The organism is Nocardioides ferulae (assembly GCF_003660455.1).
Classification (GTDB): Bacteria; Actinomycetota; Actinomycetes; order Propionibacteriales; family Nocardioidaceae; genus Nocardioides; species Nocardioides ferulae.
Map to the genome: position 1 here is coordinate 311,785 of NZ_QZVR01000002.1, position 13,788 is coordinate 325,572.

The window sequence follows — 13,788 nt, forward strand, 5'->3', positions numbered from 1 at the left end:
AGGCGTCGATCCTTCCCCGCGACACGGCGTGTCTGCGGGAATCAGTGACGGGTCGGCGTCGAGGCAATGTGTGGGACGGGCAGGATGTGCGCATGCGGATCCTGGTCGCCCCGGACAAGTTCGCCGGCACCCTCACCGCGGTGGAGGCGGCCGAGGCCATCGCGACCGGGTGGCGCCGACAGGCGCCGGCCGACGAGCTCGACCTGGCGCCGATGGCGGACGGTGGTCCCGGGTTCGTCGACGTCATGCACACCGCGCTCGGCGGCGAGCTGCTCGTGGTCACCGTCGACGGGCCGTTCGGCGACCCGGTGCCCGCCTCGCTGCTCGTCGCGGGCGGCACCGCCTACCTCGAGACCGCCCAGGCCTGCGGGATCCACCTCACCGGCGGCGAGCGCGGCGAGCAGGCCACCACCACCGGCGTCGGACAGCTGCTGGCGGCCGCCCTCGACGCCGGCGTCGACCGGGTCGTCCTCGGGCTCGGCGGCAGCGGCACCAACGACGGGGGAGCGGGACTGTTGGCCGCCCTCGGCGCGACGGCGGACGCCGACCTGGGCGCCGGCGCCGACGGGCTGGCCGGCCTCTCCCAGGTCGACCTCACCGCGGCGCGCGCCCGCGTCGCCGGCGTCGAGCTGGTCGCCGCGACCGACGTGGACAGCCCGCTGACCGGCCTCTTCGGAGCCACCAAGACCTTCGGCCCGCAGAAGGGCATCCCCGAGGAGCGACTCCCAGCGGTGGACGGCCGGCTCGAGGCCCTCGCTGCCGTCACCGACCGACGGCTCGCTCTCGAGAAGGGCGCCGGCGCCGCCGGCGGGCTCGGGTTCGCGCTGCTGCTGCTCGGCGCGCAACGGCGACCGGGCCTGGCCATGGTCGCCGAGGTGGTCCGGCTCGCCGAGCGAGCCCGCGCCGCCGACCTCGTGGTCACCGGTGAGGGGGCCTTCGACTTCTCCAGCCGCTCCGGCAAGGTGCCCTACGGCGTCGCCGAGGTCGCCGCGGAGGCGCTGCGACCCTGCGTGGCGCTCGCCGGCCGCGTCCTGGTCGGCTCGCGGGAGATGCGCGCCCTCGGTGTCGAGTCGGCGTACGCCGTCGTCGACCTGGTCGGCGAGGAGCGGGCGCTCGCGCAGCCCGCGGAGGCGCTCGCCGAGCTCGCGGCGCGGGTGGCCCGCACCTGGTCCCGCTGATCTGCCGGCGCGTTGCCGGCGACGGCTCGCCGGCGGAGGAATAACCGCGGGTGTGCGACGATTGTGCGAGTACCGACACCCGCACCTACCTGGGAGCCACTCACATGACCGAGCAGGTGGAGACCACCACTGAGCGTCGCACCGACCAGATCAACCTGAGCCCGGTCGCGGCCGCGAAGGTGAAGAGCCTTCTCGAGCAGGAGGGTCGCGACGACCTGCAGCTGCGCATCTCGGTGCAGCCGGGCGGCTGCTCCGGACTGCGCTACCAGCTCTTCTTCGACGAGCGCACCCTCGACGGCGACGTCGTCACCGACTTCGACGGCGTGGCCGTGGTCGTCGACCGGATGAGCGTGCCCTACCTCAACGGCGCGATGATCGACTTCGTCGACTCGATCGAGAAGCAGGGCTTCACGATCGACAACCCCAACGCCACCGGCTCCTGCGCCTGCGGCGACTCGTTCCACTGATCGGGGCGGCGCAGCCGACCCGATCGTTGGTGGTCGAGCGAGCCGCACGGCCGAAGAACGAGGCCGTGACCGGCGTGTCGAGACCCGGTGAGCCGAAAGGCAGCCGCAACCACCGACACGACCACTGACACCAGCAACGAGAACAGCCCCCGTCCGCTCGGACGGGGGCTGTTTCGCATCCGCTGCCGCGGCTGCGGTTTCGACACGCTCCGTCGCGACCTCGCAAGCTCGGTCGCGGTCGCTGCTCAACCACCCTCGATCGCATCCGCTGCCGCGGCTGCGATCAGTCCAGGTGCAGGTGCAGAGCCCCGGCGAGGCGCGCGGCGGCCTCGGAGATCTCGATCTGCGGCTTGGCCACCTCACGCGGGTAGTCGGCGAAGCGGATGCTCGGCGGGGGCGCGGACGCGGCCACGGCGATCCGGTGCAGCCGATCCAGCCCGAGGTTGCGCTCCGCGGCCTCGCAGTCGGCATGCATGGCGCTGGGGGAGTCGGCGTCGTCGTAGGCGAGGCGGTGCCCCGCGGAGTGGTTCGTGGGGGTGCGCATCGTGGTCATGTCCTCGACGCTAGGGGCTACCGCGGGGTAGTCCCAGCAGTACCGGCAGGTAGTGTTCCGGTCCGTGTCCCTGCTGATCGCCGGCTCCATCGCCACCGACCATCTGATGACCTTCGGCGGCAGGTTCGCCGACTCGCTGGTGGTCGACCAGCTCGACAAGCTGTCGGTCTCGTTCCTCGTCGAGGACCTCGAGATCCGCCGCGGGGGAGTGGCGCCGAACATCTGCTTCGGCCTCGCCCGCCTCGGGCTGCAGCCGGTGCTGGTGGGCGCGGCCGGCGAGGACTTCGCCGACTACCGCTCCTGGCTCGAGCGGCACGGGGTCGACTGCAGCCACGTGCACATCTCCGAGACCCGGCACACCGCCCGCTTCGTGTGCACCACCGACACCACGATGGCGCAGTTCGCCTCCTTCTATCCCGGCGCGATGGCCGAGGCCCGGCTGATCGAGCTCGGCCCGATCGTGCGCCAGGTCGGCGACCCGGACTACGTGCTGATCGGCGCCGACGACCCCGAGGGGATGCTGCGCCACACCGAGGAGTGCCGTCAGCGCGGCTTCCGGTTCATCGCCGACCCCAGCCAGCAACTGGCTTTCGGCGAGGGGGAGCTGATCGGGCAGCTGATCGACGGCGCGGCCATCCTGTTCTCCAACGAGTACGAGTCGGCGATGATCGAGCAGAAGACCGGCTGGTCCGCCGACGAGGTGCTCGACCGGGTCGGCGTCCAGGTCACCACGCTCGGCAAGGACGGCGTGCGGGTGCTGCGGGCGGGCGAGGAGCCGATCGAGCTCCCGGCCGCTCGCGACGTGACGGCCGTCGAGCCCACCGGCGTCGGTGACGCGTTCCGGGCCGGCTTCCTGGCCGCGACCGAGTGGGGCGTCGGCCTCGAGCGGTCCGCCCAGGTCGGCTGCGTGCTGGCCGCCTACGTCGTCGAGACGGTCGGCACCCAGGAGTACTCCTTCACCGCGGAGCAGTTCCGCGCCCGGGTCGAGCACTCCTACGGTGCCGAGGCGGCAGCCGACGTGGCGCCGCACCTGGCCACCATCCGCTGACCCTGACCCGGACTCAGCTCACCCGTCGCACCAGATAGCGGGTCCCGCCGTCGCCGGCCGGCTCAGCGCCGAGGTACTCCTGCGCGCGCATGCGGCACCAGGCGGGCACGTCGGTGCGCGCGGCCACGTCGGTGGCGACCACCGCCAGCACCGACCCCACAGGGACGCTGTCGATGTGTCTGGCCAGCTCGATGATCGGCCGCGGGCAGAGCATCCCGCGGCAGTCGAGCTCCCGGGCGACCGGCTTCGTCACAGGCCCACCTGCGCCCGCAACCCGGCCACCACCTCGGGGAGCACCCGGCACAGCTCCTCGACGTCCTCCGGCCGGGTGCCGCGACCCACGGACACCCGCACGTTGCCGTGGGTGAGCACCCCCATGGCCTCGAGCACGTGACTCGGCGTCATGGTCGCCGCGGTGCAGGCCGAGCCGCTGGCGACACCGAACCCACGCCGGTCCAGCTCGGTGACCAGTGCCTCTCCGTCGACGTAGAGGCACGAGAACGTCACCAGGTGGGGAAGGCGGTCTTCGGGGTCGCCCACCACCTCCACGTCCGGCAGCGCCGCGGCCGCGGTGCGCAGCCGGTCCACCAGTCGCCGCTGCCGGTCGGCGACCACCGCACGCTCCGCGACCACGGCCTGCAGGGCGGCGGCCGCCGCCAGGGCGGCGGGCACGTTCTCGAACCCGGTGGTCCGCTCGTCGACCCTGTCGTCGCCGGGGAACGGGTTGCGCCACCGAGCCCCCTTGCGCACCAGCAGCACCCCGACGCCCGCCGGCCCGCCCCACTTGTGCGCCGAGGCCGCGGCCGCCGCCCAGCCCTCGGGCAGGTCCAGGCGCCCGGCCGAGGCGCAGGCGTCGACGAACAGCGGGACCTCCCCGGCCGCGCGGGCTGCCTCCGCCACCGGCTGCACCGTGCCGACCTCGTGGCTCGCACTCTGCACGGCGGCCACCGCCACGCCGGGCGCCCCGGCCGCGGCGGCGAAGGCCCCCAGGTCCAGCCGCCCCAGGACGTCGACCGGCACCGACACCCGCTCGGCACCGGCCCAGTCGGCCGCGTGCAGCACCGCGGAGTGCTCCACGGCGCTGTGCACGACGCTCGAGCCCTGGCGGGATCGTCCCCGCCACAGGCCCAGCAGCCCGCGGTGCACCGCGTCGGTGCCGGAAGGGGTGAAGCTGACCTCGTCGGGGCGGGCGCCCAGTAGGCTGGCCACCACCTCGCGAGCGTTGTCGAGCAGCAGGCGCGCCGAGCGGGCCGGTCCGTGCAGCCGGCGCGGGTCGGCGTACCCCTGGTCGAGCGCGGCCAGCAGGGTCTCGCGCGCAGCCGGGTGCAGCGGTTCGGACGACGCGCCGTCGAGGTAGCCCGACCGGCCGGAGGCGCGGTCGCCGCGGGAGCCCGGAGCGCCGGTGGGGTCTGGACCGCCAGGGGCATTTGTCACATGCTGAAGGTACCGGGGGCCCCAGTCACCTCGACCGGAGGCGATTCGGCTAAGGTTCGGCGGTATCCGTGACCGTTGAGAGGAAGGCTCGTTCGTGGGTCTGCAACTCCCCAGGCGTTCGGCCAGGAAGCCCGGGCTCGTGCGCCGGATGACCCTGCTGGCCGTGCTCGGCGCCACCGTCGTACTGCTCGCCGGATGCTCGGAGGAGCAGACCGGTGCGGTCAAGCGCATCGCCATGCCCGAGCCGGTGAGCGAGCAGGGCGAGCACACCCTCGCCCTCTGGCAGGGCGCGTGGATCGCGGCGCTCCTGGTCGGCCTGCTGGTCTGGGGCCTGACGATCTTCGTGATCGTCCGGTTCCGCCGCCGCAGCGACGACGAGGTCCCGGTCCAGACGCGCTACAACCTCCCGCTGGAGATCTTCTACACGATCGCGCCGGTGCTGATGGTGGTCGTGTTCTTCAAGGCCACCGTCACCACCCAGAACGCTGTGCTGGAGAAGGTCGAGCCGGACGTCGTCGTCGACGTCACCGGCCAGCAGTGGTCGTGGACGTTCAACTACAACGTCGACGAGGACGGCGACGGCGAGGCCGAGCGCTACCTGAACACGGTGGGCACCGGCAACGACATCCCGACGCTCTACCTCCCCGTCGACGAGGTCGCCGAGTTCCGGCTGCACTCGCCCGACGTGGTGCACAACTTCGGTGTGCCGGGCTTCATCATGCGGATGGACGTCATCCCGGGCCGGGTGAACTCCTACCAGATCACCCCCACCGAGATCGGCGAGTACGCCGGCAAGTGCTACGAGCTCTGCGGCGCCTACCACTCGCGGATGCTGTTCACGGTGGCCGTCGTCTCCCGCGCGGACTACGAGGCCCACCTCGCCGAGCTCGAAGAGGCCGGCCAGGTCACCGAGGACCCGCTGATCGGCGGCGAGAGCGCCGACACGCAGGTCGGTGCCCCTGAGAGCGACAACCCCGAGGGAGAGGGCAAGTGACGACCACCGCGGCCCGGATGGCCGACTACCCCGAGCGCAAGCCGCTGGGGCGGCAGCTGGTCACGTTGATGACCACCACCGATCACAAGCTGATCGGCAAGATGTACCTCGTCACCTCCTTCGTGTGGTTCCTCCTCGGCGGCCTGATGGCGCTGGTGATCCGCTCCGAGCTGGCCTACCCCGGCTCGCAGGTCGTGAACGAGGAGCTGTACAACCAGCTGTTCACCATGCACGGCACGATCATGCTGCTGCTGTTCGCGACGCCGCTGTTCTTCGGCTTCGCCAACGTGATCATGCCGCTGCAGATCGGCGCGCCGGACGTCGCGTTCCCGCGGCTGAACATGTTCAGCTACTGGCTGTTCCTCTTCGGCGGCCTGATCGCCGCCTCCGGCTTCCTCACCCGCGGCGGCGCGGCGAGCTTCGGCTGGTTCGCCTACACGCCTCTCTCGGACGCCGTCCGCTCGCCCGGGGCCGGCGGCGACCTGTGGATCATGGGTCTGTGGATGGCCGGCATCGGCACGATCCTGGGTGCGGTCAACTTCATCACCACCATCATCTGCATGCGTGCTCCCGGCCTGACCATGTTCCGCATGTCGATGTTCACCTGGAACACGCTGATCACCAGCCTGCTGGTGCTCATCGCCTTCCCGGTCCTCGGTGGCGCGCTGCTCATGCTCGAGGCCGACCGGCAGCTCGGGGCCCACGTGTTCGACGCCGCGCACGGCGGCGCGATCCTGTGGCAGCACCTGTTCTGGTTCTTCGGCCACCCGGAGGTCTACATCATCGCGCTGCCGTTCTTCGGCATCGTGACCGAGATCCTCCCGGTCTTCAGCCGCAAGCCGATCTTCGGCTACATCGGCCTGGTCGGCGCGACGCTGGCCATCGCGATCCTCTCGGTCGCGGTCTGGGCCCACCACATGTTCGTGACCGGCGCGGTCGACCTGCCGTTCTTCTCCGGCATGACGTTCCTGATCGCGGTGCCCACCGGAGTGAAGTTCTTCAACTGGATAGGCACGATGTGGGGCGGATCCCTATCGATGGACACACCGATGCTGTGGTCCATCGGCTTCCTGACGACCTTCCTGTTCGGCGGTCTCACCGGCGTCATCCTGGCCAGCCCCCCGCTCGACTTCCACGTGTCCGACTCCTACTTCGTGGTCGCGCACTTCCACTACACGGTGTTCGGCACCGTCGTGTTCGCGATGTTCGCCGGGTTCTACTTCTGGTGGCCGAAGTTCACCGGCCGGATGCTCGACGAGCGGCTCGGCAAGCTGCACTTCTGGATGCTGTTCCTCGGCTTCCACGCCACCTTCCTCATCCAGCACTGGCTGGGTGTGGAGGGCATGCCGCGCCGCTACGCCGACTACCTCGCCGCTGACGGCTGGACCACGCTGAACCAGGTCTCCACCGTCGGGTCGTTCCTGTTGGCCGCGTCGATGGTGCCGTTCCTCTACAACGTCTACGTCTCGGCCCGCTCGCCGATGGTGAACGTGGACGACCCGTGGGGCTGGGGCCGCTCGCTGGAGTGGGCGACCAGCAGCCCGCCGCCGCGGCACAACTTCGTCACGCTGCCGCGCATCCGCTCGGAGTCGCCGGCCTTCGACCTGCACCACCCCGAGGTCGCCGCGATCGAGATGCAGGAGAACGACGCCGAGCGCAACGGTGGGTTCGCCGACGCGCCGGACGTCTCCGGGCGCGACACGATGCTCAAGGAGCGCACCCAGACCCACACCGACCGTGACCAGGAGGGCGACATCCGATGAAGATCGAGACCTGGATGTTCGCGATCTGCGCGATCTTCTTCGCGCTGGTCACCCCGGCGTACTGGTTCATCACCGAGGCCGGTGACCACGGCGGTGACTGGACCGGCACCTCGGCCCTGGCGATGACCTTCCTGCTCGCGGCGATGGTCACCATGTACCTCGGCTTCCACGCTCGCAAGATGGACGAGCGCCCCGAGGACCGCAAGGACGGCGAGATCGCCGACGGCGCCGGTGAGCTGGGGTTCTTCCCGCCCTACTCGTGGTGGCCCCTGTGGTGCGCGCTGGCGTTCTCCACGATGACCTACGCGGTCGCCATGGGCGCCTGGTGGCTGGTGATCATCGGCGGCGGGCTCGGTGCGATCGCCCTGGCCGGCTGGGTCTTCGAGTACTACCGCGGCGAGCACGCCCACTGATCCGCACCACTCAGCACGGGACCGACCCCGCGCCACCGCGTCCGCGGTGACGCGGGGTTTGTCGCATCGTCGGCGGCCGCGGCTACCCTGGGCTGGTCGGGGCGCCCCCGACCGTCCGCTTCGCCTCCGGGGGGATTCTCCATGCCGTCGACCTCGTCGACCCGCCACGTGTCCGGCCTGTCCCAGCGCACCCGGCGCGGGCTCGCCGCCGCCGCGACCGCGCTGCTGGTCAGCGGCCTGGCCGCCTGTGACGCCGGCTCGGCCGAGCCCGGCAGCCGGCCGGGCCCGGACGCCGAGGCCGGCGACCGAGCGGCGCCCGAGGCCGGCGAGCCCGGGAAGCTGCGCACCAACGTCCGGCGCGGCGCCCAGGGAGTCCCCGTCGACCGTCGAGTCGAGGTGGCCGCCGAGTCGGCGACGCTGCGCCGGGTGCGGGTGACCTCCGCGGACGGCGCCCTGCCCGGCGAGCTGACCGCTGACGGCGGCTCCTGGAGGGCCTCGGAGCTGCTCGAGCCCGGCACCACCTACACGATCGAGGCGGTGGGGGAGGGCGACGACGGCGAGCGGCTCGTCGAGAGGTCCAGCTTCACCACTCAGGCGCTGACGCTGGACCAGCAGACCTACCCGTCGGTGGCGCCGCTGGAGGGCGAGACCGTCGGCGTGGGCATGCCGGTGATCGTGCAGTTCGACGTTGCCGTCACCGACCGGGCGAGCATCGAGGAGCACCTCAGCGTCGACTCGACGCCGCGCCAGCCCGGCGCCTGGCGCTGGATCAGCGACCACGAGGTGCACTGGCGGCCGAAGCGCTACTGGCAGCCGGGCACCCAGGTCAGCGTCGACGTCGACGTCAACGGCGTGGACGCCGGCGCCGGCATCTACGGCCAGGAGGACCGTCAGGTCGACTTCGAGGTCGGCTCCGCCAACATCTATCGCGTCGACGCCCAGACCCACCAGATGAAGGTCTTCTCCGACGGCGAGCTGCTGCGCACCATCCCGATCACCACCGGCAAGCCCGGCTTCACCACGCGGTCGGGCACCAAGGTGATCATCGAGAAGTTCGACAGCAAGCGGATGAACTCGGAGACCGTCGGCATCCCCGCCGGCAGCGCGGAGGCCTACGACATCGACAACGTGCAGTGGGCGATGCGGGTCACCTACTCCGGCGAGTTCATCCACGCGGCGCCGTGGTCGGTGGGCTCCCAGGGCCACGCGAACGTCTCCCACGGCTGCACCGGGCTGAGCACCGCGGACGCCGGTTGGCTCTACGCCATGACCAAACGCGGTGACGTCGTCGAATACACCGGCACCGACCGGCCGATGACCCTCGAGAACGGCTACGGCGACTGGAACCTCCCGTTCGCCGACTACCGCCGGGGGTCCGCGCTCAGCTGATCGCCGGTCTCCTCAGCACGGCCCGGGAGTGCGCTGGAGACGGCAAGAGGCCCCGGACCGGTATGGTCCGGGGCCTCTTATTGCCGCGCTCGGTGCCGATCAGTGCCGGGGGCGCAGCTCCTCGCCCTCCACGGCGTGGTGGCCGTCGAACTGGTGGCCGTCGGCCGCGTGCCCGTCGAGCGGAGCCTGCAGCTCGTGCTCGTGCTCGGCGTGGTGGTGCGCCTCCTCCAGCTCCTCGCGGGTGGGCTTGGCCACGTCGTCGGCGTACCACATCGTGTTCAGCCGTCGGCGCAGCCCGGAGAGGCGGCCCTGCTTGGGGGCCAGACCGCTGGGGTCCGGCCCGGGCGCCTCGGCGTCGACCGTGCCGCGGTCGCGCGCGGTGAGGGTGTACTGGCGCGAGCTCGGCAGCGGAGCGTGCCGCTCGGTGTAGCCGCCCTCGGGGGAGCGCAGGATCACGCCGGTCTCGAAGCCGTGGAGCAGGTCCTGGTTGTCCTTGCGCTGCAGCGAGATGCACCAGCGGCGGGTGATGATGAACGCCAGCACCGGGCCGACGAACACGAACGCCCGCATGAAGTAGGTGATCTGGTTGATGCTCAGGTGCAGCTTGATCGCCAAGATGTCGTTGCCGCCGGCCGCCCAGAGGGCACCGATGAACGTCATCAGCGCGACCATGACGGCGGTCCGCGTGGGGGCGTTGCGGGGGCGCTGGAGCAGGTGGTGCTCCCGCTTGTCGCCGGTGATCCAGCTCTCGATGAACGGCAGCAGCAGCAGGATCGTGAACATCAGGCCCGGCAGCACGATGATCGGGAAGAAGACGTTCCACGACCAGGTCGTGCCCCAGAAGCTCGACTCCCAGCCGGGCATGATGCGCAGCGCCCCATCCGGCCAGCCCATGTACCAGTCGGGCTGCGAGCCCGCCGTCACCTTCGACGGATCGTAGGGGCCGTACTTCCACACCGGGTTGATCGACAGCAGGGCGCCCATCAGCGCGGTGACGCCGAAGACGATGAAGAAGAAGCCGCCCGCCTTGGCCATGTAGACCGGGAGCATCGGGAAGCCCACGACGTTCTGCTCGGTGCGGCCAGGGCCGGGCCACTGGGTGTGCTTGTGGTAGACGAGCAGCAGCATGTGAGCGGCGATCAGCGCCAGCAACAGGCCCGGGATCAGCAGCACGTGCACGATGTAGAGCCGCGGAATGATCGACTCGCCGGGGAACTCGCCACCGAAGAGGAAGAACGACATGTAGGTGCCGACCACCGGCATCGACTTCATGAAGCCGTCCGCGGCGCGAACGCCGGTGCCCGAGAGCAGGTCGTCGGGAAGCGAGTAGCCGGTGAAGCCCTCGAGGCTGCCCAGCAGGAGCAGCAGGCTGCCGATGACCCAGTTCAGCTCGCGCGGCTTGCGGTGCGCTCCGGTGAAGAAGACCCGCATCAGGTGCACGAACATCGCAGCGATGAACAGCATCGCCGCCCAGTGGTGGATCTGCCGCATGAGCAGACCGCCGCGGACGTCGAAGGAGATGTGCAGCGTGGACGCCATCGCCTCCGACATCGGGATGTCGCGCAACTGGTCGTAGGAGCCCTGGTACTCGATCTCGCCCATGCTGGGGTTGAACCACAGCGTCAGGAAGACACCGCTCAGCAGCAGGACGACGAAGCTCCACAGGGCGACCTCGCCCAGCATGAACGACCAGTGGTCGGGGAAGACCTTGCGCAGGTTCTTCTTCATCAGCCCGCCGAGGCCGAGGCGCTCGTCGGCCCAGTTCGCGACGACACCGCCGCGACCGGGCTTCTTCGCACCCGTGGCGGGCGTGGTCGCGTTGGTGGTCGCGACCTTGCTGGTGTCCACACTCATTCGGAGTCACGCTCCCAGTAGCTCGGGCCCACAGGCTCGTTGAAGTCGTCTTGCGCCACGAGGTAGCCCTCCTCGTCGACCTCCAGCGCGAGCTGGGGGAGCGCCCGGGCAGCCGGCCCGAACACCACCCGCGCGCTGTCGGCCAGGTCGAAGGTCGACTGGTGGCAGGGGCAGAGCACGTGGTGGGTGGACTGCTCGTACAGCGAGATCGGGCAGCCGACGTGGGTGCAGATCTTGGAGTAGGCCACGATGCCGTCGACCGCCCAGTTCTCGCGGCCCTCGCCGTGGGTGATGTCGCCCGGCTCCATGCGCACCAGGATCACCGCGCCCTTGGACTTGGCGATCTGCACCTCGACGCCGTGCAGGAGCGGCTCGCCCTCCTCGTCGGTCTCGAAGAGGATCGCGGGCTCGCAGTTGATCAGGTCGCCGATCTCGACCTCGGAGGGCTTGATCGGGGTGCCGATCACGTCGCGGACGACCCGCATGCCCTTCTTCCAGACGGTGCGCTCCAGGCCGGCGCCTTCGTACTCCTCGTCGTCGTAGACGTCGCCCGGCAGCGGGCCGAGGTCGCGCAGCACCACGATCGCGGGGAGGCCGAGCATCGCCAGCGAGCCGAGCAGCGAGTTGCGCACGAGCGGACGGCGGCTGATGCCGGACTCCTCCAGGCCGGCGGCCAGCGCGGCCAGCGTGCCCTCGCGGTCCTCGTCGGAGGAGCGGGCAGGGTGCCGCATCTCCACGATCTCGTGGTCGCCCATCAGCTTGCGGGCCCACTGGATCACGCCGATGCCGATGAAGAGCAGGGCGCCGCCCAGGGAGGTGCCGAGCGCGAGGTTGCTGGCGCCGAGCCCGAGGAAGGTGTCCCAGTTGTCGCCGACGTCGAGGGAGAAGTAGGCGACCACGAAGAGCACCGCGCAGATCGCGGAGAGCGCGAAGAAGAAGGCGACCTGTCGCTCGGCCCGCTTCTCGGCCTTCGCGTCGACGTCGGTCGGGCGCCAGGTGTGCTCGGGCAGGCCCGGGTTGGCGATCGGCTCTTCCTCGCCGGACGGTCCGACCGGCAGGTTGTCGGAGGTGTGCTCGCTCACGCGTCCACCTTCTTCTTGCTCGTGCGGGTCGTGTGGGCGGCGATCCAGACGGCGAAGCCGACCATGGTGCCCATGCCGAGCAGCCACGCGGCGGCGCCCTCGCTCACCGGACCGAGCTGGCCGAGCGTGAAGCCGCCGTAGGACGGCTGCTCCTCGAGGCTCTTGAGGTACGCGATGACGTCGCGCTTCTCCTCGGGAGAGAGGTTGCCGTTGGAGAAGACCGGCATCTGCGAGGGCCCGGTCAGCAGCGCCTCGTAGATGTGCTTCTCGGAGACACCCTGCAGGCTGGGCGCCCAGCGGCCGCGGGGCAGCGCGCCGCCCGCACCGGCGAAGTTGTGGCAGGCGGTGCAGTTGGTGAGGAAGATCTGGCCACCGCGGGTGATCGCGGCCTCCCGCTCCTCACCGCTGAGCCCGTCGATGCTGTAGTCGCTCTCGGCGGGGATCGCCGGACCGGGGCCGAGCGAGGCGACGTACGCGGCGAGCGCGGCGGTCTCCTCGTCGTCGTAGGCCTCGGGCTTGGGCGGGTTCTGGGTGCCGGGACGCACCATGGGCATCCGGCCGGTCTCGACCTGGAAGTCGACCGCGGCCGCACCGACCCCGACCAGCGACGGACCGAGCTGGTTGCCGTTCTGGGTGAGCACCCCCTCGGCGTTGCGGCCGTGGCAGAACGAGCAGCCCACGAGGAACAGCTCCTTCCCCTTGGCCACGAGCTCGGCGTCGGTCTGGGCCTCCTCCGCTTGGGCGGGGGAGAGGGCGGCGTAGAGGCCGCCGGTCATCAGCAGGCCGAGCAGCAGGACGACGAGCCCGGCGAGCGGGCCCCGGCGGTGCCGGGAGAGCCGTCCTGCGGAGCGGTTCAGGAAACGCACGATCAGTCCTTGGTCTGGTCCGGGATCTGGGCCGGGTCGGGAACGGGAGGCGGTTCGGGCGAGCCCGGGGGACTACTTGATGAGGTAGATGGTCGCGAACAGGCCGATCCACACCACGTCGACGAAGTGCCAGTAGTAGGAGACGACGATCGCGCTCACCGCCTGCTCGTGGGTGAACTTGCGGGCGAGCAGGGTGCGGCCGAGGACGAACAGGAACGCGATCAGGCCGCCGGTGACGTGCAGCCCGTGGAAACCGGTCGTGAGATAGAACATGGTGCCGTAGGCGGAGTCCTGGATCGTGATGTCCTCCTGCACCAGGTTGGCGTACTCGACCGCCTGGCCGGCGATGAAGACCGCGCCCATGATGTAGGTGAGGACGAACCACTCCCGCAGACCCCAGCCCTTGACCGAGAGCAGCGAGCCCGTGCGCCCGACCTGGCCGCGCTCGGCGGCGAACACGCCGAGCTGGCAGGTGAGCGAGGAGAGCACCAGGATCGTGGTGTTCACCGAGGCGAACGGCACGTCGAGGACGGCGGTGTTCTCGGCCCACAGCTCCGGGCTCACCGACCGGATCGTGAAGTAGGCAGCGAAGAGCGCCGCGAAGAACATCAACTCGCTGGACAGCCAGATGATGGTCCCGACACTGACCATGCTCGGTCGGTCATGGTGCCCGTGCAGACGGGATGCAGGAATGGTTGCTGTGCTCGCCACGGGCGTCATTATGTCCTGGCTCCGTTCGAAGGGCAC

The 13,788-nt window shown here is 70.6% G+C and carries 14 protein-coding genes; 7 read left to right on the forward strand and 7 right to left on the reverse strand.

The genetic code is table 11. The annotated features are described in order from the left end of the window. The first annotated feature begins 92 nt into the window (after positions 1–92). Together D6B71_RS04545 and erpA are read left to right on the forward strand one after the other, a co-directional pair. On the forward strand, positions 93–1,178 hold the full coding sequence (locus D6B71_RS04545) for a glycerate kinase family protein (RefSeq protein WP_121252437.1): 1,086 nt from the start codon (positions 93–95) through the stop codon (positions 1,176–1,178). A 104-nt stretch (positions 1,179–1,282) separates the two neighbouring features. Next, positions 1,283–1,645 carry an iron-sulfur cluster insertion protein ErpA gene (gene erpA, locus D6B71_RS04550; RefSeq protein ID WP_121252439.1) on the forward strand — a complete coding sequence of 121 codons (363 nt, stop codon included), beginning with the start codon at positions 1,283–1,285 and terminating at the stop codon, positions 1,643–1,645. A 283-nt stretch (positions 1,646–1,928) separates the two neighbouring features. Here the strand turns inward: erpA and D6B71_RS04555 are convergent, their stop codons facing one another. Then, on the reverse strand, positions 1,929–2,198 hold the full coding sequence (locus tag D6B71_RS04555; RefSeq protein WP_240641073.1) for a hypothetical protein: 270 nt from the start codon (positions 2,196–2,198) through the stop codon (positions 1,929–1,931). 64 nt (positions 2,199–2,262) lie between these two features. Here D6B71_RS04555 and D6B71_RS04560 point away from each other — a divergent pair, with 64 nt between their 5' ends. After that, positions 2,263–3,246: a carbohydrate kinase family protein gene (locus D6B71_RS04560; RefSeq protein ID WP_121252966.1), complete on the forward strand. Its 984-nt coding sequence runs from the start codon at positions 2,263–2,265 to the stop codon at positions 3,244–3,246. A 13-nt stretch (positions 3,247–3,259) separates the two neighbouring features. Here the strand turns inward: D6B71_RS04560 and D6B71_RS04565 are convergent, their stop codons facing one another. Both D6B71_RS04565 and D6B71_RS04570 read right to left on the reverse strand, forming a co-directional pair. Next, the gene (locus D6B71_RS04565) at positions 3,260–3,499 is read right to left on the reverse strand and encodes a sulfurtransferase TusA family protein (RefSeq protein ID WP_121252441.1); all 240 of its coding nucleotides are present in this window, start codon (positions 3,497–3,499) and stop codon (positions 3,260–3,262) included. Next, complete coding sequence (locus D6B71_RS04570) at positions 3,496–4,680, reverse strand: cysteine desulfurase family protein (RefSeq protein WP_121252443.1); 1,185 nt, start codon at positions 4,678–4,680, stop codon at positions 3,496–3,498. Before D6B71_RS04570 ends, D6B71_RS04565 begins: the two co-directional genes overlap by 4 nt. 148 nt (positions 4,681–4,828) lie before the next feature. Here D6B71_RS04570 and ctaC point away from each other — a divergent pair, with 148 nt between their 5' ends. The 4 genes from ctaC (at position 4,829) to D6B71_RS04590 (ending at position 9,239) form a co-directional block, all read left to right on the forward strand. Further along, positions 4,829–5,674, forward strand: a complete 846-nt coding sequence (ctaC, locus tag D6B71_RS04575; protein ID WP_121252444.1) for an aa3-type cytochrome oxidase subunit II — start codon at positions 4,829–4,831, stop codon at positions 5,672–5,674. 17 nt (positions 5,675–5,691) lie between these two features. Next, entirely contained in the window at positions 5,692–7,437 is a 1,746-nt protein-coding gene (ctaD, locus tag D6B71_RS04580; protein WP_121252968.1) for an aa3-type cytochrome oxidase subunit I, read from the forward strand. Further along, on the forward strand, positions 7,434–7,850 hold the full coding sequence (locus D6B71_RS04585) for a cytochrome c oxidase subunit 4 (RefSeq protein ID WP_121252446.1): 417 nt from the start codon (positions 7,434–7,436) through the stop codon (positions 7,848–7,850). Before ctaD ends, D6B71_RS04585 begins: the two co-directional genes overlap by 4 nt. 141 nt (positions 7,851–7,991) lie before the next feature. Beyond that, a complete protein-coding gene (locus tag D6B71_RS04590) occupies positions 7,992–9,239 on the forward strand; it encodes a L,D-transpeptidase (RefSeq protein ID WP_121252448.1) in 1,248 nt (415 codons plus the stop codon). Between the two features lie 99 nt (positions 9,240–9,338). On the opposite strand, the gene qcrB is transcribed toward D6B71_RS04590, so the two are convergent. The 4 genes from qcrB to ctaE form a co-directional block, all read right to left on the reverse strand. Beyond that, the gene (gene qcrB, locus D6B71_RS04595; RefSeq protein ID WP_121252450.1) at positions 9,339–11,093 is read right to left on the reverse strand and encodes a cytochrome bc1 complex cytochrome b subunit; all 1,755 of its coding nucleotides are present in this window, start codon (positions 11,091–11,093) and stop codon (positions 9,339–9,341) included. Next, positions 11,090–12,175 carry a cytochrome bc1 complex Rieske iron-sulfur subunit gene (qcrA, locus tag D6B71_RS04600; protein ID WP_206051558.1) on the reverse strand — a complete coding sequence of 362 codons (1,086 nt, stop codon included), beginning with the start codon at positions 12,173–12,175 and terminating at the stop codon, positions 11,090–11,092. Before qcrA ends, qcrB begins: the two co-directional genes overlap by 4 nt. After that, complete coding sequence (qcrC, locus tag D6B71_RS04605; RefSeq protein WP_121252452.1) at positions 12,172–13,041, reverse strand: cytochrome bc1 complex diheme cytochrome c subunit; 870 nt, start codon at positions 13,039–13,041, stop codon at positions 12,172–12,174. Before qcrC ends, qcrA begins: the two co-directional genes overlap by 4 nt. 72 nt (positions 13,042–13,113) lie before the next feature. Next, a complete protein-coding gene (gene ctaE, locus D6B71_RS04610) occupies positions 13,114–13,761 on the reverse strand; it encodes an aa3-type cytochrome oxidase subunit III (RefSeq protein ID WP_121252454.1) in 648 nt (215 codons plus the stop codon). Positions 13,762–13,788 lie beyond the last annotated feature (27 nt).